This is a genomic window from Pluralibacter gergoviae ATCC 33028 = NBRC 105706 (genome assembly GCF_001598855.1).
Taxonomy (GTDB): Bacteria; Pseudomonadota; Gammaproteobacteria; order Enterobacterales; family Enterobacteriaceae; genus Pluralibacter; species Pluralibacter gergoviae.
Genome location: NZ_BCZS01000033.1, coordinates 21,333 through 43,526, shown reverse-complemented (window position 1 = coordinate 43,526; position 22,194 = coordinate 21,333). Strand labels below are relative to the sequence as shown.

The 22,194-nt window shown below is 60.7% G+C and carries 20 protein-coding genes and 4 tRNA genes; 5 read left to right on the top strand and 19 right to left on the bottom strand.

What is annotated here, in order from left to right:
- On the bottom strand, positions 1-367 hold a 367-nt coding region (gene dapF / locus ENGE1_RS22220; RefSeq protein ID WP_073971332.1), incomplete at its 3' end, for a diaminopimelate epimerase.
- Between the two features lie 35 nt (positions 368-402).
- A complete protein-coding gene (lptM, locus tag ENGE1_RS22215) occupies positions 403-606 on the bottom strand; it encodes an LPS translocon maturation chaperone LptM (RefSeq protein WP_043081579.1) in 204 nt (67 codons plus the stop codon).
- Positions 607-718: 112 nt separating this feature from the next.
- On the opposite strand from lptM, the gene cyaY reads away from it, so the two are divergent.
- Positions 719-1,039, top strand: a complete 321-nt coding sequence (gene cyaY / locus ENGE1_RS22210; RefSeq protein ID WP_043081578.1) for an iron donor protein CyaY — start codon at positions 719-721, stop codon at positions 1,037-1,039.
- Between the two features lie 13 nt (positions 1,040-1,052).
- On the opposite strand, the gene cyaA is transcribed toward cyaY, so the two are convergent.
- Positions 1,053-3,593, bottom strand: a complete 2,541-nt coding sequence (gene cyaA, locus ENGE1_RS22205) for a class I adenylate cyclase (protein WP_043081577.1) — start codon at positions 3,591-3,593, stop codon at positions 1,053-1,055.
- A 337-nt stretch (positions 3,594-3,930) separates the two neighbouring features.
- On the opposite strand from cyaA, the gene hemC reads away from it, so the two are divergent.
- The 4 genes from hemC to hemY are packed head-to-tail and all read left to right on the top strand — an operon-like array spanning position 3,931 to position 7,988.
- On the top strand, positions 3,931-4,872 hold the full coding sequence (hemC, locus tag ENGE1_RS22200) for a hydroxymethylbilane synthase (RefSeq protein WP_043081576.1): 942 nt from the start codon (positions 3,931-3,933) through the stop codon (positions 4,870-4,872).
- The gene (gene hemD / locus ENGE1_RS22195) at positions 4,869-5,609 is read left to right on the top strand and encodes a uroporphyrinogen-III synthase (protein WP_048254827.1); all 741 of its coding nucleotides are present in this window, start codon (positions 4,869-4,871) and stop codon (positions 5,607-5,609) included. The genes hemC and hemD overlap by 4 nt, the downstream gene beginning before the upstream one ends.
- A gap of 21 nt (positions 5,610-5,630) precedes the next feature.
- Positions 5,631-6,788, top strand: a complete 1,158-nt coding sequence (gene hemX / locus ENGE1_RS22190) for a uroporphyrinogen-III C-methyltransferase (protein WP_045289380.1) — start codon at positions 5,631-5,633, stop codon at positions 6,786-6,788.
- A gap of 3 nt (positions 6,789-6,791) precedes the next feature.
- Entirely contained in the window at positions 6,792-7,988 is a 1,197-nt protein-coding gene (gene hemY, locus ENGE1_RS22185) for a protoheme IX biogenesis protein HemY (protein ID WP_045289381.1), read from the top strand.
- A 407-nt stretch (positions 7,989-8,395) separates the two neighbouring features.
- Here hemY and ENGE1_RS22180 read toward each other — a convergent pair.
- From ENGE1_RS22180 to wzzE, 16 genes are all read right to left on the bottom strand, one after another.
- Positions 8,396-8,472, bottom strand: a tRNA-Pro gene (locus tag ENGE1_RS22180).
- A 43-nt stretch (positions 8,473-8,515) separates the two neighbouring features.
- Positions 8,516-8,602: transfer RNA gene (locus ENGE1_RS22175), tRNA-Leu, on the bottom strand.
- Between the two features lie 21 nt (positions 8,603-8,623).
- Positions 8,624-8,699: transfer RNA gene (locus ENGE1_RS22170), tRNA-His, on the bottom strand.
- Between the two features lie 68 nt (positions 8,700-8,767).
- Positions 8,768-8,844: transfer RNA gene (locus ENGE1_RS22165), tRNA-Arg, on the bottom strand.
- A 102-nt stretch (positions 8,845-8,946) separates the two neighbouring features.
- Positions 8,947-10,332, bottom strand: coding sequence for a bifunctional threonine/serine APC transporter ThrP (thrP, locus tag ENGE1_RS22160; RefSeq protein WP_043081572.1), 1,386 nt, complete (start codon positions 10,330-10,332; stop codon positions 8,947-8,949).
- 195 nt (positions 10,333-10,527) lie between these two features.
- On the bottom strand, positions 10,528-11,268 hold the full coding sequence (wecG, locus tag ENGE1_RS22155) for a lipopolysaccharide N-acetylmannosaminouronosyltransferase (RefSeq protein ID WP_043081571.1): 741 nt from the start codon (positions 11,266-11,268) through the stop codon (positions 10,528-10,530).
- Between the two features lie 11 nt (positions 11,269-11,279).
- On the bottom strand, positions 11,280-12,626 hold the full coding sequence (gene wzyE, locus ENGE1_RS22150) for an ECA oligosaccharide polymerase (protein ID WP_048254826.1): 1,347 nt from the start codon (positions 12,624-12,626) through the stop codon (positions 11,280-11,282).
- Entirely contained in the window at positions 12,623-13,702 is a 1,080-nt protein-coding gene (locus tag ENGE1_RS22145; protein ID WP_048254824.1) for a TDP-N-acetylfucosamine:lipid II N-acetylfucosaminyltransferase, read from the bottom strand. Before ENGE1_RS22145 ends, wzyE begins: the two co-directional genes overlap by 4 nt.
- Positions 13,699-14,949 carry a lipid III flippase WzxE gene (wzxE, locus tag ENGE1_RS22140; RefSeq protein WP_043081568.1) on the bottom strand — a complete coding sequence of 417 codons (1,251 nt, stop codon included), beginning with the start codon at positions 14,947-14,949 and terminating at the stop codon, positions 13,699-13,701. The genes ENGE1_RS22145 and wzxE overlap by 4 nt, the downstream gene beginning before the upstream one ends.
- Before the next feature lies 1 nt (position 14,950).
- A complete protein-coding gene (gene rffA / locus ENGE1_RS22135) occupies positions 14,951-16,081 on the bottom strand; it encodes a dTDP-4-amino-4,6-dideoxygalactose transaminase (protein ID WP_043081567.1) in 1,131 nt (376 codons plus the stop codon).
- Positions 16,082-16,085: 4 nt separating this feature from the next.
- On the bottom strand, positions 16,086-16,763 hold the full coding sequence (gene rffC / locus ENGE1_RS22130) for a dTDP-4-amino-4,6-dideoxy-D-galactose acyltransferase (RefSeq protein WP_048273358.1): 678 nt from the start codon (positions 16,761-16,763) through the stop codon (positions 16,086-16,088).
- Positions 16,741-17,622, bottom strand: a complete 882-nt coding sequence (gene rfbA / locus ENGE1_RS22125) for a glucose-1-phosphate thymidylyltransferase RfbA (RefSeq protein ID WP_048254820.1) — start codon at positions 17,620-17,622, stop codon at positions 16,741-16,743. The genes rffC and rfbA overlap by 23 nt, the downstream gene beginning before the upstream one ends.
- A gap of 3 nt (positions 17,623-17,625) precedes the next feature.
- Positions 17,626-18,693, bottom strand: coding sequence for a dTDP-glucose 4,6-dehydratase (gene rffG, locus ENGE1_RS22120; protein WP_048254817.1), 1,068 nt, complete (start codon positions 18,691-18,693; stop codon positions 17,626-17,628).
- A complete protein-coding gene (gene wecC, locus ENGE1_RS22115) occupies positions 18,690-19,952 on the bottom strand; it encodes a UDP-N-acetyl-D-mannosamine dehydrogenase (RefSeq protein ID WP_048254815.1) in 1,263 nt (420 codons plus the stop codon). Before wecC ends, rffG begins: the two co-directional genes overlap by 4 nt.
- Positions 19,949-21,079 carry a non-hydrolyzing UDP-N-acetylglucosamine 2-epimerase gene (gene wecB / locus ENGE1_RS22110; protein WP_072065311.1) on the bottom strand — a complete coding sequence of 377 codons (1,131 nt, stop codon included), beginning with the start codon at positions 21,077-21,079 and terminating at the stop codon, positions 19,949-19,951. Before wecB ends, wecC begins: the two co-directional genes overlap by 4 nt.
- A 56-nt stretch (positions 21,080-21,135) precedes the next feature.
- A complete protein-coding gene (wzzE, locus tag ENGE1_RS22105; protein WP_048254812.1) occupies positions 21,136-22,182 on the bottom strand; it encodes an ECA polysaccharide chain length modulation protein in 1,047 nt (348 codons plus the stop codon).
- Between the last annotated feature and the right edge of the window lie 12 nt (positions 22,183-22,194).

Below are 22,194 nucleotides of genomic sequence, written 5' to 3'. Positions count from 1 at the left end.
AATTGGGTTCGCCCATATTTACGCGCACCAGATCGTTGTCGGTCACGCTCAGCACCATGCGCCCGTTGGCGGTACTGACCCGGATATCCCGCTTGTTGGTCAGCCCCTTGAGGCGGACAAAGCGGGCGAAGCAGCGCGCGCCGTTGCCGCACTGGTTAACCTCGCTGCCGTCGGCGTTGAAGATCCGGTAGTGGAAATCAAGATCCGGATCGTAGGGCGGCTCGACCACCAGCATCTGATCGAAACCGACGCCGTTGTGCCTGTCCGCCAGGCGGCGGATCAGTTCCGGAGAAAAGAACACATTCTGCGTTACCGCATCGACGACCATAAAATCATTACCCAGGCCGTGCATTTTAGAGAACTGCATTTTTCGCTCCAGTCGTGCGGATTCAGAATGGGCCGTTAATAGTCAACCTGCGACGGGCCGCCGTTATCGCCGCGATCGTTACGCGTGGGCGATGAGGTCTCGATATCGTTCTTCACCGGTTTGGTCGGCGGCGGCGCGGTTTTATCCGCGGGCGGAAAATAGAGAGGGCCTTTCAGGCCGCAGCCTGCCAGCGTCATAAGGGCAGTTAACAGTACCAGCGGTCGCAACATGTTCTTCATTCTAAAGTAGCCTGTAGTAGATGCTTTCTGCTTTCTATCATCGCAGGAGAAGACGTAAAAGCAAGCGTTTACAGATATACTGGCATCATCACGTAGATAACGGGAAACAAAAATGAACGACAGTGAATTTCATCGCCTTGCCGACGCCCTGTGGCTCACTATTGAAGAACGCATCGATGCCTGGGACGGCGACAGCGATATCGACTGCGAGATCAACGGCGGCGTGCTCACCCTAAGCTTTGAGAACGGCAGCAAGATTATTATTAACCGCCAGGAGCCGCTGCACCAGGTATGGCTGGCCACTCGCCAGGGCGGCTACCACTTTGACCTCAAAGAGGGCGAGTGGGTATGCGATCGCAGCGGCGAAACGTTCTGGGATCTGCTGGCGCAGGCGGCCTCGCACCAGTCCGGCGAGACGATTGCCTTTCGCTGATTACGCGCCGACGCTAAGAGAAATACTGCTGCAGCAGCGGCGCCGCATCCTGATTGGCCGGCGTCGCGGCGGCTATCTGGGTGCGGAACGGGATGACCTGCTGGCGATTATCCACCTGCACAATCTGGTAGAACTGCGGCAGGTTAAAGTTGATAAAACTCGAACCGTAGGTAAAGCGGTCGTGCGATGAGGAGTAGAAGCGGCTGACGTCGCGCACCAGCTCCTCTTTACTGCCCTCGCAGTGGTGATACACCTCGGCCCGGTTGCTCTCATCAAGGATATAGATGTTGAAGCCGTTGTCATTGGTGCTGTCTTCAAAGAAGAACTGAATAATCCCCTCGCTGGCGAAACCGTCCACCACCGCCGGCAGCTTGACGTGGTTCGTCTCAACCTGCACCGAACGCCCGTGCAGCTTGTTGTGGGAGATAGCGCCGTAAAACTCAATGGCGTTTTCCAGCTTCTGCACCGAGACGCTGAGGCGTTCAAAGAACAGTCCCCAGGTCTGGCCCGCCACGCGCAGCGCCTTAAAGCGGCCCGTTTCCTGGCGGGTACTGGAGAGACGTAACTCAATGCATTCGGAGACCAGCTGCTGTACGCGGGTGCGGATCAGGCCGCGCAGGTGCTGGCTGTAGCAGAACACCTCCACGCTGTCCGGCGGCGCGGCGTCCTGATGCATCTTGCCGAGAATGGTCTTCAGCGCCTCGATCATCGCCTGCTCGCCGTTGAAGTGCAGCGTACGCACCTCGTTCCACGAGTTGCGGTACAGCAGATCGACGCTGCCCACCAGGCAGTTCTGCTCTTCGCCGAAGCTGAAGACGTCCAGCTTGCGGAAGTCGAAATGGACCACCTGATTGCGGAACGCGGCGGTCGGATCGTATTCGAGGTTGACGATAATCGCCAGGTGGCGGATTTCGCACGGGCTGTACAGCGCCTTCGGCGTCGGCGCCGGCAGGCGCAGCGGGAAGTGGTGCGACACGTCGGCCACCATCTCCTGCAGCTTGGCTAAATCAACCACGCCGTTGCCCTTAATAAACAGGCGGGTGCGCGACGTCAGCAGGCCATTAAACCAGGCCCAGGCCACCAGCTTATTGAGGTAACGGTTATATTCCAGCGGCTGGTGGCTGACGATCGAGTCCATGTTCGGCGCGCGATTGTACAGATACCAGCCGGTGCGGTTGGCGCGGCCCGGCGGCACGTGAATAAAAGTCAGGTTCGGCTCAGAAAGGTCCGGCGAAATCTGCGGATTGACCAGCGTCACTTTCCCCGGCAGCGCTTCAAATGCCGCGTACAGCTTGCGGGTCAGCACGCCAATATCCTGCGGGCTGGCGGAGACGCTGAGATTGTTGCGCCGGGCAAAGCGGATCAGGTTGCGGTAGGTCTGCATCATCGCGTCGAGCAGCTCGTTATGCGCTTCGCGAACCTGGTCGATTTTCCAGTTGGCGCGGTTATCGAGCATGGTGAGACGCTCTTCGCTCCAGCCCCACTCTTTCACCAGCTGGCTCAGCACCTCGCGGCGCCAGCCGACGCAGGCGCGCTCGCGGCTGAGCTTTTCGCACACTTTGAGATAAAAGCAGCGGCGCACCAGATCCAGCCGGGTGTCATCATTAATGGCCTTCAGGTAGTGGGTTACCCGCTCCAGCATCATGCAGTAGGGATCGAGACCGAAGGAGACGATTTCGCCGTCGTGCAGCCGCTGCTTAATGTCTTTCGCCAGCAGGCGGGTGTTCGGATACTCCCAGGAGTAGGCTTCCAGCAGCAGCGTTTTCAGCACCGCCTTATAAGGCGAGTCGATGCTCTTGTAGAGCTGCCACAGGCTGGCGCCGAAATACTCTTCCGCCGACAGCGAGCTTAAGCCGCCGAGATCCAGCCACTCATTGGGCGTCAGCACGCCCTGGGCGTAGAGCGTCATGACGTAATCGTCATAGTGCTCCTCTTCTTCGGAGGGCACCATGTTCCACAGAATGCGCTTGCCGGCCATGCGCACGGCGGTGCGGTAGAACTCATCCAGCAGAAGAATATGTTGGGTCGAGCCGCAGTCTTCGCCGCCCAGGCTACCGCTGGCGTTAAGGCGAAAACGGTTCTCGTCGATCAGGAAGAAGCTCACCTCGACGCCGAGCGAGGCGGCCCAGCTCTCAAGCAGGCTGCACTTGCGCTGCAGCAGCTGGCGCTCTTCGTTATCCAGCCACGCCTGGTGGCAGACCCAGATATCCAGGTCAGACGAGCAGCTCTGGCCAACGGACGAGGTGCTGCCCATCGAATAGATGCCGGTGATCGGCAGCTCGCCCGCAGGGGCCTCCTGCACCAGCAGGCCGCGGTGCAGCTCAAGTTCATCAAGGTAGTGGCGCTGGGTTTCATCAGGCGTGTAGAGGCAGATGCCCTTGGGAACGTTACCTTCAAGGTAACCCGGCATCAGCGGATGATGATAATGTAGTAACGTCGGCAGAAGACTGTAGACCTGCTGAAAAGCGGGTCCCATGGCAGCTAGCGCACGATCCACGCGCAGTTGATTAATGGCATCCAGTCTCTGTTTTAGTGTCTCAATATAGAGGTACAAGACATATCGCCTGATGTTCAAACCCGGCAGTCCCGGAGAGGTGTCAGACCTTCGGAGGCAGGGTTTTTAGTATTTCAACAAGAACCGCTTCCGGATGTTGCCGGTAGCGTCGCTGACGAGGGGCAACAAACGGTTTAAAACGTGATCAATTTAACACCTTACTATTTGACCGTAAAGAAAGATGCACTACATACCAGTTTAGCACCAATCGAAAGCCCCACTTTCTGTGGCACATTTTTCGCCACAGCGGCCTCTGATTTTCTGAAAAAAGGTGAAAACTAACATCCTTATAGCAACAATGTTAGGATGAATAGCAGACCACAAATACGGTACCCGCATGTTAGACAAAATTTTACGAATTGCCACCCGGCAAAGCCCGCTCGCGCTGTGGCAGGCGCATTACGTTAAGGCGCGCCTTGAGGCCCATCATCCTCAGCTGCAGGTGGAGCTGGTGCCGATGGTCACGCGCGGCGACGTCATTCTTGATACGCCGCTGGCGAAAGTCGGCGGTAAAGGCCTGTTCGTCAAAGAGCTTGAGCTGGCGCTGCTTGAAGGCCGCGCCGATATTGCCGTGCACTCAATGAAAGACGTGCCGGTAGCCTTTCCGCAGGGGCTTGGCCTGTCGGTGATTTGCGAGCGCGGCGATCCGCGCGATGCCTTTGTCTCTAATCACTATGCCTCTATAGACGCGCTGCCTGCCGGAAGCATCGTCGGCACCTCCAGCCTGCGCCGCCAGTGCCAGCTCGCCGCCAGCCGGCCGGACCTGGTGATCCGCTCCCTGCGCGGCAACGTCGGCACCCGGCTCGGCAAGCTGGACGCCGGGGAATACGACGCCATTATCCTGGCGGTCGCCGGGCTTCAGCGCCTGGGCCTTGAGTCGCGCATTCGCCAGCCGCTCTCTCCCGAGCAGTCGCTGCCCGCCGTCGGCCAGGGCGCCGTTGGCATCGAGTGCCGCATGGACGACGAACGCACGCTGGCGCTGCTGGCGCCGCTCAATCACCCGGAGACCGCCGTTCGGGTGACCGCCGAGCGGGCGATGAACACGCGGCTGGAGGGCGGCTGCCAGGTGCCTATCGGCAGCTATGCCGAGCTTATTGACGGCGACGTCTGGCTGCGGGCGCTGGTTGGCGCCCCGGACGGACAGCGCGTCGTGCGCGGCGAACGCCGCGGCCCCGTGGATCAGGCCCAGGCGCTGGGCGTCTCGCTGGCGGAGGAGCTGCTTAACGGCGGCGCCCGCGAAATCCTCACCGAGGTCTACAGCGGAGAAGCGCCGGAATGAGTATCCTGGTCACTCGCCCCTCACCCCAGGGAGAAAATCTGGTCAGCCGCCTGCGCGCGCTGGGGCGAGAGGCCTGGAGCTTTCCGCTCATCGAATTTTCGCCGGGCCGCGAGCTTTCCGCACTGGGCGGCCATCTGGCGGCGCTCGGCGAGGGTAGCCTGCTCTTCGCCCTGTCGCAGCACGCGGTCGCTTTCGCGAATGCCCGCCTCGCTCAGGACGGGCTTAGCTGGCCCACCTTGCCCGACTACTTCTCCGTAGGCCGAACCACGGCGCTGGCGCTGCATCAGGTAAGCGGCAAAGAAGTGCGCTATCCTCTGGATCGGGAAATCAGCGAAGTCTTGCTACAATTACCTGAATTACAAAACATTGCCGGGAAAATGGCGCTCATCCTGCGCGGCAACGGCGGCCGCGAGCTGCTGGGTGAAAATCTTACGCAGCGTGGCGCAGACGTCACGTTTTGCGAATGTTATCAACGCTGTAACCGTCACTATGACGGTGCAGAAGAGGCAATGCGCTGGCAGCGCCGGGGCGTGACCACGCTGGTGGTGACCAGCGGGGAGATGCTGCAGCAGCTCTGGACGCTGACGCCGCAGTGGTATCGCGACAGCTGGCTGCTGGGCTGCGAACTGCTGGTGGTGAGCGAGCGACTTGCACAACTGGCCCGGGAGCTGGGCTGGCGGAACATCAGGGTGGCCGATGGCGCGGACAACGATGCGCTGCTGCGTGCTTTACAATAACTCTCAAAACTGGAAGCCATAATGACGGAACAAAAAGAGACCTCCGCCGTGGTTGAAGAGACCAGGGATGCCGTGGACACCGCTCCACAGGCGCACACTGCTGAAAGTCAGAAGGGCAACAAGACCAGCCTGACGCTGAGCGTCATTGCGATTGCTATCGCGCTTGCCGCCGGCGCGGGCATGTACGGCCTGATGAAGAAGCAGGACGCGTCGCAAAACTCGACCAACGAAGCGCTGGTGAATCAGGTGACGGCCCTGCAAAATGCGCAGGCGTCGCAGAAGGCCGCGCTGGAAGCGGTTATCAAACAGCAGTCTGAACAGCTGGCGGCGGCAAAGCAGCTGCAGGCAGGGCAGGCAAAGCAGCTCGATGAGCTGCAGCAAAAAGTCGCCACCATCTCCGGCAGCGATGCCAAGACCTGGCTGCTGGCGCAGGCCGATTTTCTGGTTAAGCTCGCCGGGCGCAAGCTGTGGAGCGATCAGGACGTGACCACCGCCGCCGCGCTGCTGAAAAGCGCTGATGCCAGCCTTGCGGATATGAACGATCCCAGCCTCATTGGCGCCCGCCGCGCGATTGCCAATGATATCACCACCCTCTCCGGCGTCGCGCAGGTGGACTATGACGGCATTATTCTCAACGTCAATCAGCTCTCCAACCAGATAGACAATCTGCGCCTGGCGGACAATAACGACGACGACTCGCCGATGGACAGTGACGGCACCGAACTCTCCGGCTCCCTGAGCGAGTGGCGGGTCAACCTGCGCAAGAGCTGGCAGAACTTTATGGATAACTTTATTACTGTCCGCCGCCGGGATGAGACCGCGGTGCCGCTGCTGGCGCCAAACCAGGACGTCTATCTGCGTGAGAACATCCGTTCGCGTCTGCTGGTCGCCGCCCAGGCCGTGCCGCGCCATCAGGAAGAGACCTACAAGCAGGCGCTGGATAATGTCTCCACCTGGGTTCGCGCCTACTATGATACTGACGATGCGACCACCAAAGGCTTCCTGGATGCGCTGGATAAGCTGAGCCAGCAGAACATCAATATGGACGTGCCGGATTCGCTGCAGAGCCAGCCGGTTCTGGAGAAGCTGATGCAGACCCGGGTACGTAATCTGCTGGCGCAGCCGGCAGCGGCGACGCAGGCCAGCAGCGCCCCCGCAGCCGCCGCGCAGGGAGAATAAACCATGTTAAAAGTCTTACTGCTCTTTGCGCTGCTGATCGCCGGGATTGTGTTTGGCCCAATGATGGCCGGCCACCAGGGCTACGTCCTGATCCAGACGGACAACTACAATATTGAAACCAGCGTCACCAACCTGGTGATCATGCTGATCCTCGCGATGCTGGTGCTGTTCGCCATTGAGTGGCTGCTGCGCCGCATCTTCCACACCGGCGCCCGCACCCGGGGCTGGTTCACCGGCCGCAAGCGCCGCCGCGCCCGCAAGCAGACCGAACAGGCGCTGCTTAAACTGGCGGAAGGCGACCATCAGCAGGTGGAGAAACTGCTGTCGAAGAATGCCGACCACGCCGAGCAGCCGGTCGTCAACTACCTGCTGGCCGCCGAGGCCGCCCAGCAGCGCGGAGACGAAATCCGCGCCAACCAGCACCTGGAGCGCGCTGCCGAAGCCGCTGGCGACGATCCGATCCCGGTCGAGATCACCCGCGTGCGCCTGCAGCTGGCCCGCAATGAAGATCACGCCGCCCGCCACGGCGTCGACCGCCTGCTGGAGATAGCGCCCCGCCATCCGGAAGTGCTGCGCCTGGCGGAGCAGGCCTATATCCGCACCGGCGCCTGGTCCTCACTGCTGGAGATCCTGCCGTCAATGGCGAAAGCCAACGTCGGCGATGAAGCCCACCGCAGCGCGCTGGAGCAGCAGGCGTGGATTGGCCTGATGGATCAGGCGCGCGCCGACCAGGGCAGCGAAGGACTCGGCGAGTGGTGGAAAGCCCAGAGCCGTAAAACCCGCCATCAGGTAGCGCTGCAGGTAGCAATGGCGGACCATCTGATCGAGTGTAACGACCATGAGACCGCCCAGCAGATCATCATCGACGGCCTCAAGCGCCAGTACGACGACCGCCTGCTGCTGCCCATCCCGCGGCTGAAAACCAGCAATCCTGAACAGCTGGAGAAGGTGCTGCGCCAGCAGCTCAAGAGCGTGGGCGACCGCCCGCTGCTGTGGAGCACGCTGGGCCAGTCGCTGATGAAGCACGGCGAATGGCACGAAGCCACCGTCGCCTTCCGCGCCGCGCTGAAGCAGCGTCCCGACGCCTTCGACTACGCCTGGCTTGCCGATGCGCTGGATAAGCTTAAACAGCCGGAAGAGGCGGCCGCAATGCGCCGCGACGGACTGCTGTTAACGCTGAAAAACAACCCGCCTTCCTGACAAAAAGGGCCGTTCGGCCCTTTTCTTTTCGCCCATCCATAAAAAAACGCCTGCGCTGAAGCCAGCGCAGGCGTTAAACAGGTCGTTTTGACAACAAAAGGTGCTTCACTCAACGTTATGTCCATGGTGTCTGATGAGGCCGAAGCGACATCTGTCAGTGGACGATAAGCACCGCAAATGGCTCTGCATCATTCCGGAGTTTATGAGGCTTGCGCGAACATAAGAGATGGAATGAGCATCTACAGGGTTATTATCGCACAGGCTACGCCACTCCGACACATAAGAATCGTCGGCTAAAGCGATTTAAGAATCCATGAGATGTCGTCGTTCGGAGACAATACGATATATTAACGGGAAACAGGCAGAATCAGAATAGAAAAAACCCCGCATAAAGCGGGGCTCAAATTTGGTCGGCGAGAGAGGATTCGAACCTCCGACCCACTGGTCCCAAACCAGTTGCGCTACCAAGCTGCGCTACTCGCCGATATACTGCTTTTTGAATTTTTCGTTCAATTCATTGAGAGTTGTGGTGCGAGGGGGGGGACTTGAACCCCCACGTCCGTAAGGACACTAACACCTGAAGCTAGCGCGTCTACCAATTCCGCCACCTTCGCATATCACAAAACTCTAAATAATGGGGTGGCTAATGGGATTCGAACCCACGACAACTGGAATCACAATCCAGGGCTCTACCAACTGAGCTATAGCCACCACTGTATTCTTTACTTACGCGGCCCTGCCAAATTCACAGGCCACCGCAGCTCCAGCACCGGGTAAAATGGTGCGCCCGACAGGATTCGAACCTGAGACCTCTGCCTCCGGAGGGCAGCGCTCTATCCAGCTGAGCTACGGGCGCTTAGCGCCGTTGCGGGGGTGGATAATACGGACGTCACGCCCCGCTGTCTAGTGCTTTTTTCAAGAATATGCGCGTTTGGTTATGCTTTGCGCGTTTTGTCGCTTATTGCTGCGAACCCGCCTGCTCAGCGCGTTTGCTCAGGCCAAATACCTTGTACAACAGCGTCACGGCCGCCAGGAAAATCACGCCGACAAACAGCGACATCCGCGTATCCTCATTGATACCCATGCCGATGAGAACGCAGACTAAAAAGGCCATCGTCAGCCAGTTGGCGTACGGAAACAGCACCGAACGGAACGGATGGCTGGCCAGCGCCTGCCTGTGGGTTTCGCGAAAGCGCAGCTGGCTAATCAAAATCACGAACCACGGCACCATGCCCGGCAGCACGCTGGCGCTGTAGACGTAGACAAACACCCGCTGCGGATTGGGAATAATATAGTTGAGGCAGGAGCCCACCAGCAGAATAGCGATGGAGACCGCCACGCCCATCACCGGCACGCCGTGGCGGGAAACCTTCGCCATCGCCCGCGGCAGCTGGCGGTTTTTCGCCAGCGCGTAGAGCATACGTCCGCAGCTGTACATTCCGCTGTTGCAGCCGGAGAGGGCGGCGGTCAGCACCACAAAGTTGATGATACCGGCCGCGGCGGTGATGCCGATTTTGGCAAAGGTCAGCACGAAGGGGCTGCCGTTGCTGCCTATCTCATTCCACGGGAAGATGGTGACGATAACGAAAATAGCGCCGACGTAAAAAATCAGGATCCGCCACAGCACCTTGCCTACCGCGCTGCGCAGCGTGACCTGCGGATTTTTCGCCTCACCGGCGGTAATGCCGATAAGCTCAACGCCCTGATAGGACGCCACCACGATGCACAGTGCCGTCAGAAAGCCCTTCCAGCCGCCGGCAAAGAAGCCGCCGTGCGCGGTGAGGTTATCGAAGCCGATAGCGTGCCCGCCGTTGCCAAAGCCGAAGAAAATCACCCCGAGGCCGATCACGATCATCACAATGATGGTGGTGACCTTGATCATCGCAAACCAGAACTCCAGCTCGCCGTACAGGCGCACCGCCGCCAGGTTCGCCAGCGCCACCAGCCCGACGGCAATCAGCGCCGGCACCCACTGCACCATTTCCGGGAACCAGAACTGAACGTAGACGCCAATGGCGGTTATCTCAGAGATACCGACGGCCATCCACATAAACCAGTAGGACCAGGCCGTCAGATAGCCAAAGAAGGGACTCATGTAGCGGTGCGCGTAGACTGCAAATGAACCAGTCACCGGTTCCAGGAAGAGCATTTCGCCCATCGATCGCATGATGAAGAAGACGAACAGCCCGGCAATGATGTAGGCCAGCAGTACCGACGGCCCCGCCCACTTCAGCGTGCTCGCCGATCCCATAAACAGGCCAACGCCAATAGTGCCGCCGAGAGCGATAAGCTCAATGTGTCGCGCTTCCAGACCTCGCTGAAGCGCCGGTTGTTTTTCAGCCATAGAACCTCATGTGTTTGCAACGTTCCGGTCAGGGCCGGTTATTGTTATGAACATAATGGAATACCCATCACCGCCTGTTTTTAAGACAGGCAGGTTATTAAGGATGCGAATGGTTTATCAATTTTTGATAAATGGCAAATGATGTATTAATTCCGCGATCATATTGCGCATTTGCTGCGCAATATGCCGGGAAGATCAGAGTTTCGCCGTGTAGTGCCAGCGAAGATAGCGCAGCAGGCGCAGCTGTCGGGAAATCCGGCTCGGCTGCGACAGCAGGCGGTACAGCCACTCCAGCCCGAGATTTTGCCACACCCGCGGCGCGCGCTTTACGTGGCCGGTAAAGACGTCGTAGGTGCCGCCGACGCCCATATACAGCGCGTCGGGGTGCACCCGGCGGCAGTCGCGCATCAGTATCTCCTGCTTCGGCGAGCCCATCGCCACGGTCACGATTTTCGCCCCGCTCTGCCGGACCTGTTCGAACAGCGCCTCGCGCGCCTGCGGCGCAAAATAGCCGTCCTGGCTGCCGACGATATTCACGTTCCAGCGCGCGCGCAGCTGCTTCACGGTTTTCGCCATGACCTCGGCTTTACCGCCGATCAGAAACACCGGCGTGCCCTCCTCGCCGGCGCGCGCCATCAGCGCCTCCCACAGATCCGCGCCGGCCACTCTGGAGACGTTGGCCTGCGGGTACTTTTTGCGAATAGAACGCACGACGCTGATGCCGTCGGCGTATTTAAACTCGGCGTCGCTGATTAAGGCCCGGACCTCGGGATTATCTTCAGAGGTCAGCACCTTTTCGGCATTGATTGCCACCAGCGTACCCTGCCTTATTTCACCGCCAGCGAAAAGATAATCCAGCGCATGCTGCATATCCCGCCAGCCAATAAGCTGCAGCCCGCGTATGCTGTACAGCGGGGCAGCGGTTGGTTCTGTCATGTTTGTTCCCGTCAGACCAGAGGTTGCCGCAGCGCGTCCGGGCGCTGATGAATAAGCCCGGCCGCATCAAGCAGCCAGTAAAGCAATTTGGCGAGCAGCAGGCAGAGCCCGAAAATCGCCATAAAAAAGACCACCCGCGACACAAAAGAGTCGAGTCCTTCGCGCGCCAGGACGATCATGTTAAAAATCGCACCAAAGCAGAAGCTGTGCAGAATCGCCGCTTTATAGCGGTTCGTCTCCTGCAGGCCCTGCAGATAAAGCCAGTCAAACCACTTAATGATAAGGCCTACCGCCACCGCGCCGAGCGGGATAAACCACAGGCCGCCCATCACCACCAGCGAACCGATAAGCGTTGGCGAAATCGCCAGCCCCGAGTGGTTGTTGAGGACCTCCCAGGTAAAGTAGTTGGCGGTATTGAGCACCATCGACGGCCGATCGTGCCACAGCCAGCCCGGAATAAAGACGTAGAAGTCGCGGACGATCGGCGCCAGCCCCTGGAAATCAATCTTGTCATAGTTCTGCAGCAGCAGGGCAAGGTTTTCCCACGGCGAGAAGGTATCGCGGGTGAGATAGAGGAAGGTGTAAAACGCCTCATCGCCGCTGACGTTCATGCCGTAGCGCTTGAGCGCCAGCCAGAACATCCCGACGATACCCAGCACGCCCGCCGCCGCCAGCATCCACAGCGAGATCCAGCCGCGGATAATGCCGATAAACAGAAAAATGGCGAAGGCGATGATGATATTGGCCCGGGTGCCGCCGACGATGACGTAGGTCAGCAGGCCAAAGGCCACGGTGCTGACCAGGAAGAAGATCCACGCCTTGCTGTCCTGGCGCAGGAAGTAGACCACCAGCATCGCCGGGATAAAGAAGTAGAAGAAGCGCTTGAGCGCCACGCCGGAGACCTGGCTTGAGAAGATCTGGCTGTAGGAGTGCAGCTTGAACAGCAGGAATCCGTTGTGCATAAAAAAGATGCCGACGCACAGCAGCGCCACCAGCGCCAGGATACACCAGGTCAGGTGAGCCTCAACGCGATTAATGGTAAACAGCGGCCTGCGCGCGCCCGATGCGCCGGGACGGCGCAGCCGGGTTTTATAGGTCACGTAATAGACGGCGTAAAAGCAGGCGGCGAACAGCTGAGCCTGCAGCAGTATTTCCGGCGGTGCAATGCCGACGTTGAAGCGGAACACCAGCGTCATCGACAGCGGAAAGCCGAAGAAGAAGGTCAGCAGGAACAGCAGCGAAAAGAAGACGTTGAAGTTAAAGCGCACCCGGCGAAATTCGAACCAGGTCAGGGTGGCGATAAACAGCGAGGCGAAAAGCCAGACCGCAAACAGGCCGGTAAACTGCATCAGGCTCATTGTGCCTCCCCTGCGGCGATGCGCAGCGCCCGGTGCCAGGGCTGCAGATAGTTTGGCCGGAAAAAGGCGATGCGGGTTTTGTCCACTTCCGCCAGCTGGCGCTGCGCCTCCCGGACCGTCTGTTCATCAAGCGGATCGCCGCTGAACAGCACCGGTATGTGCTGCTCGGCCATATCCTGCCAGAACGGGTTCTCGCGGTTGAGGACGCAGGGAACACCCGCCTGGATGAGCAGACACAGCGTACCGATCCCCTGCTGGCGCGGAAACAGGAAATAGCCTAAATCGCAGCGCCGCAGCAGGGCCAGATAGTCGTCGAAGGCCAGCCTGTCGCGCAGGACCTGCAGGCGCTGGGCGCTGAACAGCGCGGCGCCCGCCGCGCTGACCTCGTTGATATAGGCGTCGTTATTATCCGGATAGCCCATCGGCACCACCACGTTGACGCTATCGCCAAACTGCTGATGGATGGCCCGCAGGGCGGCGATGTGCTCGTTGCTGCGGTCGCCGGAGTTGCCCACCAGAATAGTCAGCGGCCCCGCCTCGCGCGGCGCGCGGCGCATGGTGTTGAGCGCCGGATCCATCCGCGTCGGGAAGTAGAGCAGCTCCGCGCGCGGGCCGGGATGGCGGGCCGAGAAATAGCTCAGATCGCCCCGGGTGGCGAAAACGCAGCCGACGCGCCCCTGCGCCATCCGCCGCAGCGGATAAAACAGGCGAAACTTCAGCCCGCGGGAGATCTCATACAGATCTGCGCCCCAGATGTGCCAGTTAAACTGCGCGGGCTTAATGCCGCCTGAGAGCAGCGCCAGCCACAGCCCGGTGTTGAACTGGCCGTGGAAGAAGAAGCGCTGGCCGCGATCCGCTTTTGCCTTTGCAATCACCGCGTCCGCCAGCGCTTTCTTGCTGCTAAAAAACTGCAGCGACAGGGCCGGCGCCAGCGGCGCCAGCGTCTCCGCGTCGCCGACCACCATGAAAGTACGCGCGTGCGCGCTCCCCGCCGCCAGCGCCTCATTGAAGAAGCGCAGCACGGTCTGGTTGTGGTGCGGGATATCCGATCCCAGTACGTGTATCAGTGCGGTCATGCCCGTTTACGCCAGATAAGAAATACGCTGCTACAGAGCGCGAAATAGACAATATAGGTCGCCATGTAGGCCTGGGCGGCCCCGGCGGCGCCGTGGCTCGGGATCAGCCAGTGTGAAAAGGCGGTCAGCAGCGCGAACTGGCTTATTTCGGCCAGAACATACAGGCGCAGCGACGCCCTGGCGATCACCAGATAGCCGTAAACGTAGGCGCCCACCTTCAGCACATCGCCCACCAGCTGCCAGGCAAACAGGTCTCGCATGGCGGTAAACTTCGCTGAAAACAGCAGCCAGATAGCGAAATCGCGCAGCAGCCAGACCGTCAGGCTGGCGGCGGCCACCGCCGGCAGGACGAATTTTAACGCTTTGCCGATTTCGCGGGTAATATCGCTTTTGGCGGTCAGCCGCGACAGGGTCGGCAGCAGATAGACGCTGAAGGAAGCGGTAATAAACTGCAGGTAGGCGTCGGAGATGCTGCTGACCCCCTGCCAGATCCCCACTTCGTCCCAGCTGTAGTGGGCCGCCAGCAGGTTTCGCATCATCACGTAAGCCACCGGCAGCGTGACCGAGGTAATGAGCGCCATCAGGGTGAACTTGCCGAGCCGCCCTGCCAGCACCGCGTCCCAGCGCGGGCGAAGATAAGCAAAAGGAATCGCCCTGCGCCGGGCCAGCATTACCGCCGCCGGAACCACCGCCAGCGCCGGCACCAGCGCCAGGCCGAGCAGCGCGCCCTGATAGCCGCCCACTTTCCAGCACAGCAGATAGGCCAGCACGCCGATCAGGCTGCCGGCAATCAGCGCCAGCGCGTTGCCGGCGGCGTCGCGAAAGCCCTTCAGCAGGGCCAGCAGCAGGTTCGCCCAGGCGATCCCCAGCTGCACCAGCGCCACGAGGCGCACCAGCCCCTGATAGTGATCGTGACCGAACAGCGCCCGGCTGATGGGCGCCGCCGCCAGCACGAACGCTATCGCCAGCAACGTTGAGAAGCCGAGCACCATCGCCGAGGCGGTGCCAACCACGCCGCGCAGCTGCTGCGGTTCGTCGCGATACTGGGCCACGTATTTGGTGACGCCGTTGAAGATCCCGGCCCCCGCGAGCACGCCGAGCACCGTTACCAGCTGGCGGAAGTTGCCCGCCTGGCCGATGCCGGACGGCCCGTAGGAGACCGCCAGCAGCTTGACGACCAGCAGCCCGGCGCCAATTTTGACCAGCGTGCTGGCCGCCGTCCAGATGGATGCTTTTGCCAGCGACATATCAGGCGAAGTAGCTCAGCAGCGAGTTAATCACCGTGCGCTGGTTAACCGGCGAAAGGTTGTAGAACAGCGGCAGGCGCAGCAGGCGCTCGCTTTCAGCGGTAGTAAAGCGGTCATCGCCGTGGAAACGGCCAAAGGCGCCGCCTGCGGGTGAGGTATGCAGCGGAATGTAGTGGAAGACGGCGAGGATCTCGGCCTCTTTCAGCCAGGCGATCAGCCGGCTGCGGTCCGCTTCGTCGCGCAGCTTGATGTAAAACATGTGGGCGTTGTGGCGGCAGTCCGCTGGGATCGTCGGCAGCGCAATGCGCCCGGCGTCCGCCAGCGGCTTCAGCGCATCGCAGTAGGTCTGCCACAGGCTGAGGCGCTGCAGGTTAATGCGGTCCGCCGCCTCCAGCTGCGCCCACAGATAGGCGGCCTGCAGATCGGCCATCAGGTAGCTGGAGCCGATATCGCGCCAGGTGTACTTGTCCACCTGGCCGCGGAAGAACTGGCTGCGGTTAGTGCCCTTTTCACGGATAATTTCCGCCCGCTCGATAAGGGCGCGATCGTTAATCAGCGTCGCCCCGCCCTCGCCGCCGGCGGTGTAGTTTTTAGTTTCGTGGAAACTGAAGCAGCCGATGTGGCCGATGGTCCCCAGCGCTTTCCCTTTATAGGTGGACATCACGCCCTGCGCGGCGTCTTCAACCACAAACAGATTGTATTTGCCGGCAATGGCCATGATGACGTCCATCTCGCAGGCCACGCCCGCGTAGTGCACCGGCACGATGGCCTTCGTTTTGTCGGTGATCGCCGCTTCAATCAGCGTTTCGTCGATATTCATGGTATCGGCGCGGATGTCAACAAAGACGATTTTCGCCCCGCGCAGCACGAAGGCGTTGGCGGTGGAGACGAAGGTATAGCTCGGCATAATTACTTCATCGCCGGGCTGAATATCCAGCAGCAGCGCCGCCATCTCCAGCGACGCGGTGCAGGAAGGCGTCAGCAGGACCTTGGCGCTGCCGAAGCGCTGCTCCATCCACTGCTGGCAGCGACGGGTAAAGCCGCCGTCGCCGCACAGCTTGCCGCTGCTCATGGCGGCCTGCATATAGTCCAGTTCCGTGCCGACGACCGGCGGGGCGTTAAAAGGGATCATCTGTTCACCTGTATAGCCAGTAGGCGGTGCCGACGACTGTCGCCCCGCTTTGAATGTAACGATTAAGGGCGGCGGTGTTTCCCGCCTGGGTCGCCACCCTAAGCGTCGCCAGGCCGCGCTGCCGCGCCCAGTGCGCCGCCGCCTGCATCAGGATTTCACCGGCGCCCCACCCGGCCAGCAGGCCGATGCGCGCTTCGCTGTCGCTAAGCTGGCGCAGGGAGACAAAGGCGCGGATCTCACCGCCGGCGCTGCGAAACACCAGACACTGGTGGTCAAAGGTGCCGCGCACCGCGTTTTCAATCCACTGGGCGTAGAAGCGGCCGCTGTCGTCAGGGCGGTACCAGGGCGCGCGGAAGCGGCTCTGCGAGAAGGCCCGGGCCGCCAGCGCCCGCAGCGCGGGGATATCGGCCTCAGCGGCGACGGCGGCCTGCGGATCGGGCGCATGCTCCGCGACCCGCAGACTGAGGTCCACTTCGCCCTCAACCAGCCGGAAGCCGAGCTGCTGGAGCGCATCCAGCGGCTCATTTTGCTGCGCCGGAATTTTCGCCTGCACCCGCGCCCAGGGCGCCAGGGCTTCAGGAGTCAGTGCCGGCGCGCCGGCGTCCGGACGCACGATGGCGCTGGCGATGCCGAAGAAATCGCTCTCCCACTGCAGGGGTTCAATACTGGCGCGGACGGGCACGGAGAAGCTCCAGAAGATAGTGGCCGTAGCCGGTTTTCGCCAGCCGGGCGGCGGCGCGCTTCAGGCCGTCATCATCCAGCCAGCCGTTGCGCCAGGCAATCTCTTCGAGGCAGGCTATCTTAAAGCCCTGCCGTTTCTCAACGGTCTGGACGAAGGAGCTGGCCTCAATCAGGCTGTCGTGGGTGCCGGTATCCAGCCAGGCAAAGCCGCGGCCGAGCAGTTCAACCGTCAGATGGCCGTCATCGAGATACATCTGGTTAATGGAGGTGATCTCCAGCTCGCCGCGCTCCGATGGCCTGACGCGCTTCGCGTAGTCGACAACCTTACCGTCATAAAAATAGAGTCCGGTCACCGCCCAGTTCGATTTCGGCTGCTTCGGCTTCTCTTCCAGAGAGAGGGCGCGGAAGTCGTCATCAAACTCCACCACGCCGAAGCGCTCCGGATCCATCACCTGATAGCCAAACACGGTAGCGCCTTCGGTCCGGGCGGCTACGCTGCGCAGCTTCGGGCTAAAGGCCTGGCCAAAAAAGATATTGTCGCCCAGCACCAGGCAGGCGGAATCACCGTTCAGAAATGTTTCGCCAATGATGAACGCCTGCGCAAGGCCGTCCGGACTGGGCTGTTCGGCGTAGTGAAGCGTAATGCCAAACTCGCTGCCGTCGCCCAGCAGGCGCTGAAAAGAGGGCTTGTCTTCCGGCGTGGTGATGATCAGGATCTCGCGAATACCGGCCAGCATCAGCACCGACAGCGGGTGGTAGATCATCGGCTTGTCGTAGATCGGCAGCAGCTGTTTGGAAACGCCGCGCGTAATCGGATGGAGCCGCGTTCCCGACCCGCCGGCCAGAATAATGCCTTTCATCGTTTACCTCTTCAGGCCCAGACGTTCGCCCCGGTAGCTGCCGTCAAGCACCTGCCGCCACCAGGATTCATTCGCCAGATACCAGGCTACGGTTTTACGCATGCCGCTCTCAAACGTCTCCTCCGGCAGCCAGCCAAGTTCGCGGGCTATCTTCGCGGCGTCTATCGCGTAGCGAACATCGTGGCCGGGGCGGTCGGTAACGAAGGTAATAAGCGCTTCATAATGTCCGACGCCCGCCGGCTTTTGCGGCGCCAGCTCTTCCAGCAGCGCGCAGACCGTGCGCACAACGTCAATATTCCTGCGCTCGTTGTGGCCACCGATGTTGTAAGTCTCGCCCGGCTTGCCGGCCGTCGCCACGCGATAAAGGGCGCGGGCGTGGTCTTCAACGTAGAGCCAGTCGCGGATCTGTTCACCGTTACCGTAGACCGGCAGCGGCTTGCCGGCCAGAGCATTGAGGATCGTCAGCGGGATCAGCTTTTCCGGGAAGTGGTACGGGCCGTAGTTGTTCGAGCAGTTGGTGACCAGGGTGGGCAGCCCGTAGGTGCGCAGCCATGCCCTGACCAGATGATCGCTGGACGCCTTGGAGGCTGAGTAGGGGCTGCTTGGCGCATAGGGCGTGGTTTCGGTAAAGAAATCATCGCTGCCGTGCAGGTCGCCGTAGACTTCATCGGTGGAGATGTGGTGAAAGCGAAAGGCCGCTTTTTGCTCAGTGCCTAAGCCGCTCCACCAGCCGCGGGCGGCCTCCAGCAGCGTGTAGGTGCCAACGATATTGGTCTCAATGAAGGCCGCCGGGCCGTCAATAGAGCGGTCCACGTGGCTCTCCGCCGCCAGGTGCATCACGATGTCCGGCTGATGGCGGAGGAATACCGCATCCAGCGCAGGGCGATCGCAGATATCCACTTTTTCAAAGGCATAGCGTTCGCTGTCGGCGACGGGCGCCAGCGAGGCCAGATTACCGGCATAGGTCAGCTTATCGACCACCACCACGCTATCGGGCGTGTTGTTGATGATGTGGCGCACGACCGCCGAGCCGATAAAGCCGGCGCCGCCGGTGATCAGAATTTTACTCACCGCCAGACTCCTTTAGTGTCCACCACAAACGCCTGGGTAATTGCCGCGCCGTCTATCGCTTTAAACGCCTTGTGATCGACCAGCATCACCAGCACGTCGGCGCTGCTCAGCGCCGCATCGAGACCGGCAAGGACGCATTTACCCTCGAGCTTTTTCGGCAGACGCCGGATATTGGGCTCTACCACCTGCGTTTCGCCGCTGTGCCAGTCGGCGATCAGTTCGGCTATTTCCATCGACGGGCTTTCGCGCAGATCGTCGATATCAGGCTTAAAGGCCAAGCCAAAGCAGGCGATGCTGATTTCAGCGGCGCGCTTGCCGCTGGCGGTCAGACAGTCGGCCACGGCGGCCTTTACCTGATTGATAACCCAGTGTGGCTTGTGGTCGTTAACCTCGCGGGCGGTGCGGATCAGGCGGGCCTGATCCGGATTCTGCGCCACGATAAACCACGGGTCGACCGCGATGCAGTGGCCGCCGACGCCGGGACCGGGCTTGAGGATGTTCACGCGCGGGTGGCGATTGGCGAGGCGGATCAGCTCCCAGACGTTAATCCCCTGATCGGCGCAAATCAGCGACAGCTCGTTGGCAAAAGCAATATTGACGTCGCGGAAGCTGTTCTCGGTCAGCTTGCACATTTCGGCGGTGCGGGCATTGGTTTCCACGCACTCGCCTTCGAGGAAAATCTTATACAGCTCGCTGGCGCGGGCGGAGCACACCGGAGTCATGCCGCCGATAACGCGATCGTTTTTAATCAGCTCCACCATCACCTGTCCCGGCAGTACCCGCTCCGGGCAGTAGGCGATGTTGATGTCTGCCTGTTCGCCAACCTGCTGCGGAAAAGTCAGATCCGGACGCATCTCCGCCAGCCACTGCGCCATCTGCTCGGTGCTGCCGACCGGCGAGGTAGATTCGAGGATCACTAGCGCTCCCTTCCTGAGCACCGGGGCAATAGAGCGCGCCGCCGACTCCACGTAGGCCATATCCGGCTCGTGTTCGCCCTTAAACGGCGTCGGCACGGCGATGAGATAGGCATCGGCCTCGACCGGCACGGTCGTGGCCCGCAGATAGCCGCCGGACACGGCGGCTTTCACTACCTTATCCAGATCCGGCTCAACGATATGGATCTCACCCCGGTTAATGGTATCGACGGTATCCTGATTAATATCAACGCCCACGACCTGCTTCTGACGCGAGGCGAAGGCGGCGACCGTCGGCAGGCCAATGTAGCCGAGGCCAATAACGGAGATAGTTGAGAAGCTCATCGTGGTAACTGATCCTGTTTTAGGGCCGCCAGAATTCGGGCGCAGGCCTGGCCATCGCCATAGGGATTGTGCGCGCGGCTCATCGCATGGTACGCCTCATCGTCATGCAGCAGGCGGGTCACCTCATCAATGATCCGCCGGCGATCGGTGCCCACCAGCTTCACGGTCCCGGCCTCCACGGCCTCCGGCCGCTCGGTGGTATCGCGCATCACCAGCACCGGTTTGCCGAGGGAGGGCGCCTCTTCCTGAATACCGCCGGAGTCGGTCAGAATCATCCAGGACTGGTCCATCAGCCAGACGAAGGGCAGATAGTCCTGCGGCTCAATAAGCCTGACGTTATCGATGTGGCCGAGAATGCGGTTAACCGGCTCTCTGACCTGCGGATTCATATGCACCGGATAGACGATCTGCACATCGGCGTTCGCGGCGGCAATGTCGGCCAGCGCGTGGCAGATCTGTTCGAAGCCTGCGCCAAAGCTCTCCCGACGGTGACCGGTGACCAGAATCGTCTTTTTATCACCGGCGAGGAAAGGGTAGCGCGCGGCCATCTCGCTTTGCAGCGACGCCTCGCTCAGGACGCTGTCGCGCACCCACAGCAGGGCGTCGATCACGGTGTTGCCGGTGACCACAATGCGGCTATCGGACAGATGCTCGGTCAGCAGGTTTTGCCGCGAGTTCTCGGTCGGGGCGAAGTGATAGTTTGCCAGATGGCCGGTCAGGGTGCGGTTCGCCTCCTCCGGCCACGGCGAGAGCAGATCGCCCGTCCTCAGCCCGGCCTCAACGTGGCCGATAGGGATGCGCTGATAAAAGGCGGCAAGGCTTGCGGCAAGCGTCGTGGTGGTATCGCCGTGCACCAGCACAACGTCCGGTTTGAAAGACTCAAGGACGGGCTTTAGCCCTTCCAGTATCCGACAGGTGATCTCGGTCAGCCCCTGGCCGGGCTTCATGATGTTAAGATCGTAATCCGGCACAATGGAAAACAGCCGCAGCACCTGATCGAGCATCTCGCGGTGCTGTGCGGTTACGCATACTTTTGCCTCGAAATGAGGGTCCTTTGCCAGAGCATGAACCAGCGGGGCCATTTTTATCGCCTCTGGTCTTGTGCCGAATACAGTCAGTACTTTCACGTCTTTTCTCTTAAAATAGAGGATGAGGGCCGTATGCCCTCATCACAGCAGCCTTTTTACGACGCACGACGGCGCACCAGCGCAACGCCCGCGCCTATCAGGCCGCCCACGATCCCCCACATGATCATCAGGAACAAGCGGCGAGGGCTGTCGCGTTTTACCGGCTCTTCCGGCGTGCGCAGGTAGCGGTAGGTCTGAAAACGCGGATCAAGCGTCGGGCCCACGTTGAGCGTGGTGAGCATGGCGCGGTTCTGGTCGTAGTCCAGATCGAACTCCGGCCCGACGGCCTGCAGATTTTCGAGGCGGGCCTGCAGCATTGGCCGCCCCAGCAGGAACAGCTCAGAGTCCGGCAGCTCTTCTGCCGGTACGTCTGTCTCACTGCGGGAGATGTTATTCTGCTGCGCCACCTTCAGCGCCTGCTGGATGCTGTGGATGCGCCTGTCGAAGATAGCGTGGGCGACTTCATCCTGGCGCTTAACCTGCGCCTTCATCTGTATAGTGCGCGCGGCCCACGCGCCCTTCAGCTCATCGTTAAGGTGACGCGCGGCGCGCTCGCTGGCAAACGCCACGTACTGGCGCAGCAGGTTGTTAGCATCCGGCGCCGTTTCGGCCACCAGCCGGACGCTGTCATTGAGGTTTTTTGCCGCATCGCCCGGCATAAACTGAATATCGTTAATCAGCTCGTCCAGCAGCGCGGCATCGTTGCGGGCGTTGCCCGACTGGCGCTGCTTGTAGTAGTCCGTTTGCGCCCAGAACTCGCGGCGCGTATCCCACGAGGCGAGCTGCATGATGAACTCTTTGTAGGACTCGTCCATCACCGAAGGCTGGTCCGGCGTTGCCAGATTGGCGCGAATGTCGAGATTGCGCAGAAACTGCTGCTGGGAGTAGAAGCCGCCCAGCATATTGACGGTCGGGCGATCGGTGATCGCCGTTGCGCTCCACTCCTGGCGCGCAAAGAAGGTGTAAACAAGCGCTATCAGGGCAAAAAGCAGCGCGATGCACAGTATCCATCGCTTCCCCGACCACAGCGTGCAAAACAGCCCGCGAATATCCAGCTCATTCTCAGCATTCACGGATGTGGCTCCCGGCATTTGTTGAGTCATCTTGCGTCCATA

Excerpts from the sequence above, each read along its gene's own strand:
- lptM (WP_043081579.1), bottom strand. The coding sequence starts at position 606 with ATGAAGAACATGTTGCGACCGCTGGTACTGTTAACTGCCCTTATGACG.
- cyaY (WP_043081578.1), top strand. The coding sequence starts at position 719 with ATGAACGACAGTGAATTTCATCGCCTTGCCGACGCCCTGTGGCTCACT.
- hemC (WP_043081576.1), top strand. The coding sequence starts at position 3,931 with ATGTTAGACAAAATTTTACGAATTGCCACCCGGCAAAGCCCGCTCGCG.
- hemD (WP_048254827.1), top strand. The coding sequence starts at position 4,869 with ATGAGTATCCTGGTCACTCGCCCCTCACCCCAGGGAGAAAATCTGGTC.
- hemX (WP_045289380.1), top strand. The coding sequence starts at position 5,631 with ATGACGGAACAAAAAGAGACCTCCGCCGTGGTTGAAGAGACCAGGGAT.
- hemY (WP_045289381.1), top strand. The coding sequence starts at position 6,792 with ATGTTAAAAGTCTTACTGCTCTTTGCGCTGCTGATCGCCGGGATTGTG.
- thrP (WP_043081572.1), bottom strand. The coding sequence starts at position 10,332 with ATGGCTGAAAAACAACCGGCGCTTCAGCGAGGTCTGGAAGCGCGACAC.
- wecG (WP_043081571.1), bottom strand. The coding sequence starts at position 11,268 with ATGACAGAACCAACCGCTGCCCCGCTGTACAGCATACGCGGGCTGCAG.
- wzyE (WP_048254826.1), bottom strand. The coding sequence starts at position 12,626 with ATGAGCCTGATGCAGTTTACCGGCCTGTTTGCGGTCTGGCTTTTCGCC.
- ENGE1_RS22145 (WP_048254824.1), bottom strand. The coding sequence starts at position 13,702 with ATGACCGCACTGATACACGTACTGGGATCGGATATCCCGCACCACAAC.
- wzxE (WP_043081568.1), bottom strand. The coding sequence starts at position 14,949 with ATGTCGCTGGCAAAAGCATCCATCTGGACGGCGGCCAGCACGCTGGTC.
- rffA (WP_043081567.1), bottom strand. The coding sequence starts at position 16,081 with ATGATCCCTTTTAACGCCCCGCCGGTCGTCGGCACGGAACTGGACTAT.
- rfbA (WP_048254820.1), bottom strand. The coding sequence starts at position 17,622 with ATGAAAGGCATTATTCTGGCCGGCGGGTCGGGAACGCGGCTCCATCCG.
- wecC (WP_048254815.1), bottom strand. The coding sequence starts at position 19,952 with ATGAGCTTCTCAACTATCTCCGTTATTGGCCTCGGCTACATTGGCCTG.
- wzzE (WP_048254812.1), bottom strand. The coding sequence starts at position 22,182 with ATGACTCAACAAATGCCGGGAGCCACATCCGTGAATGCTGAGAATGAG.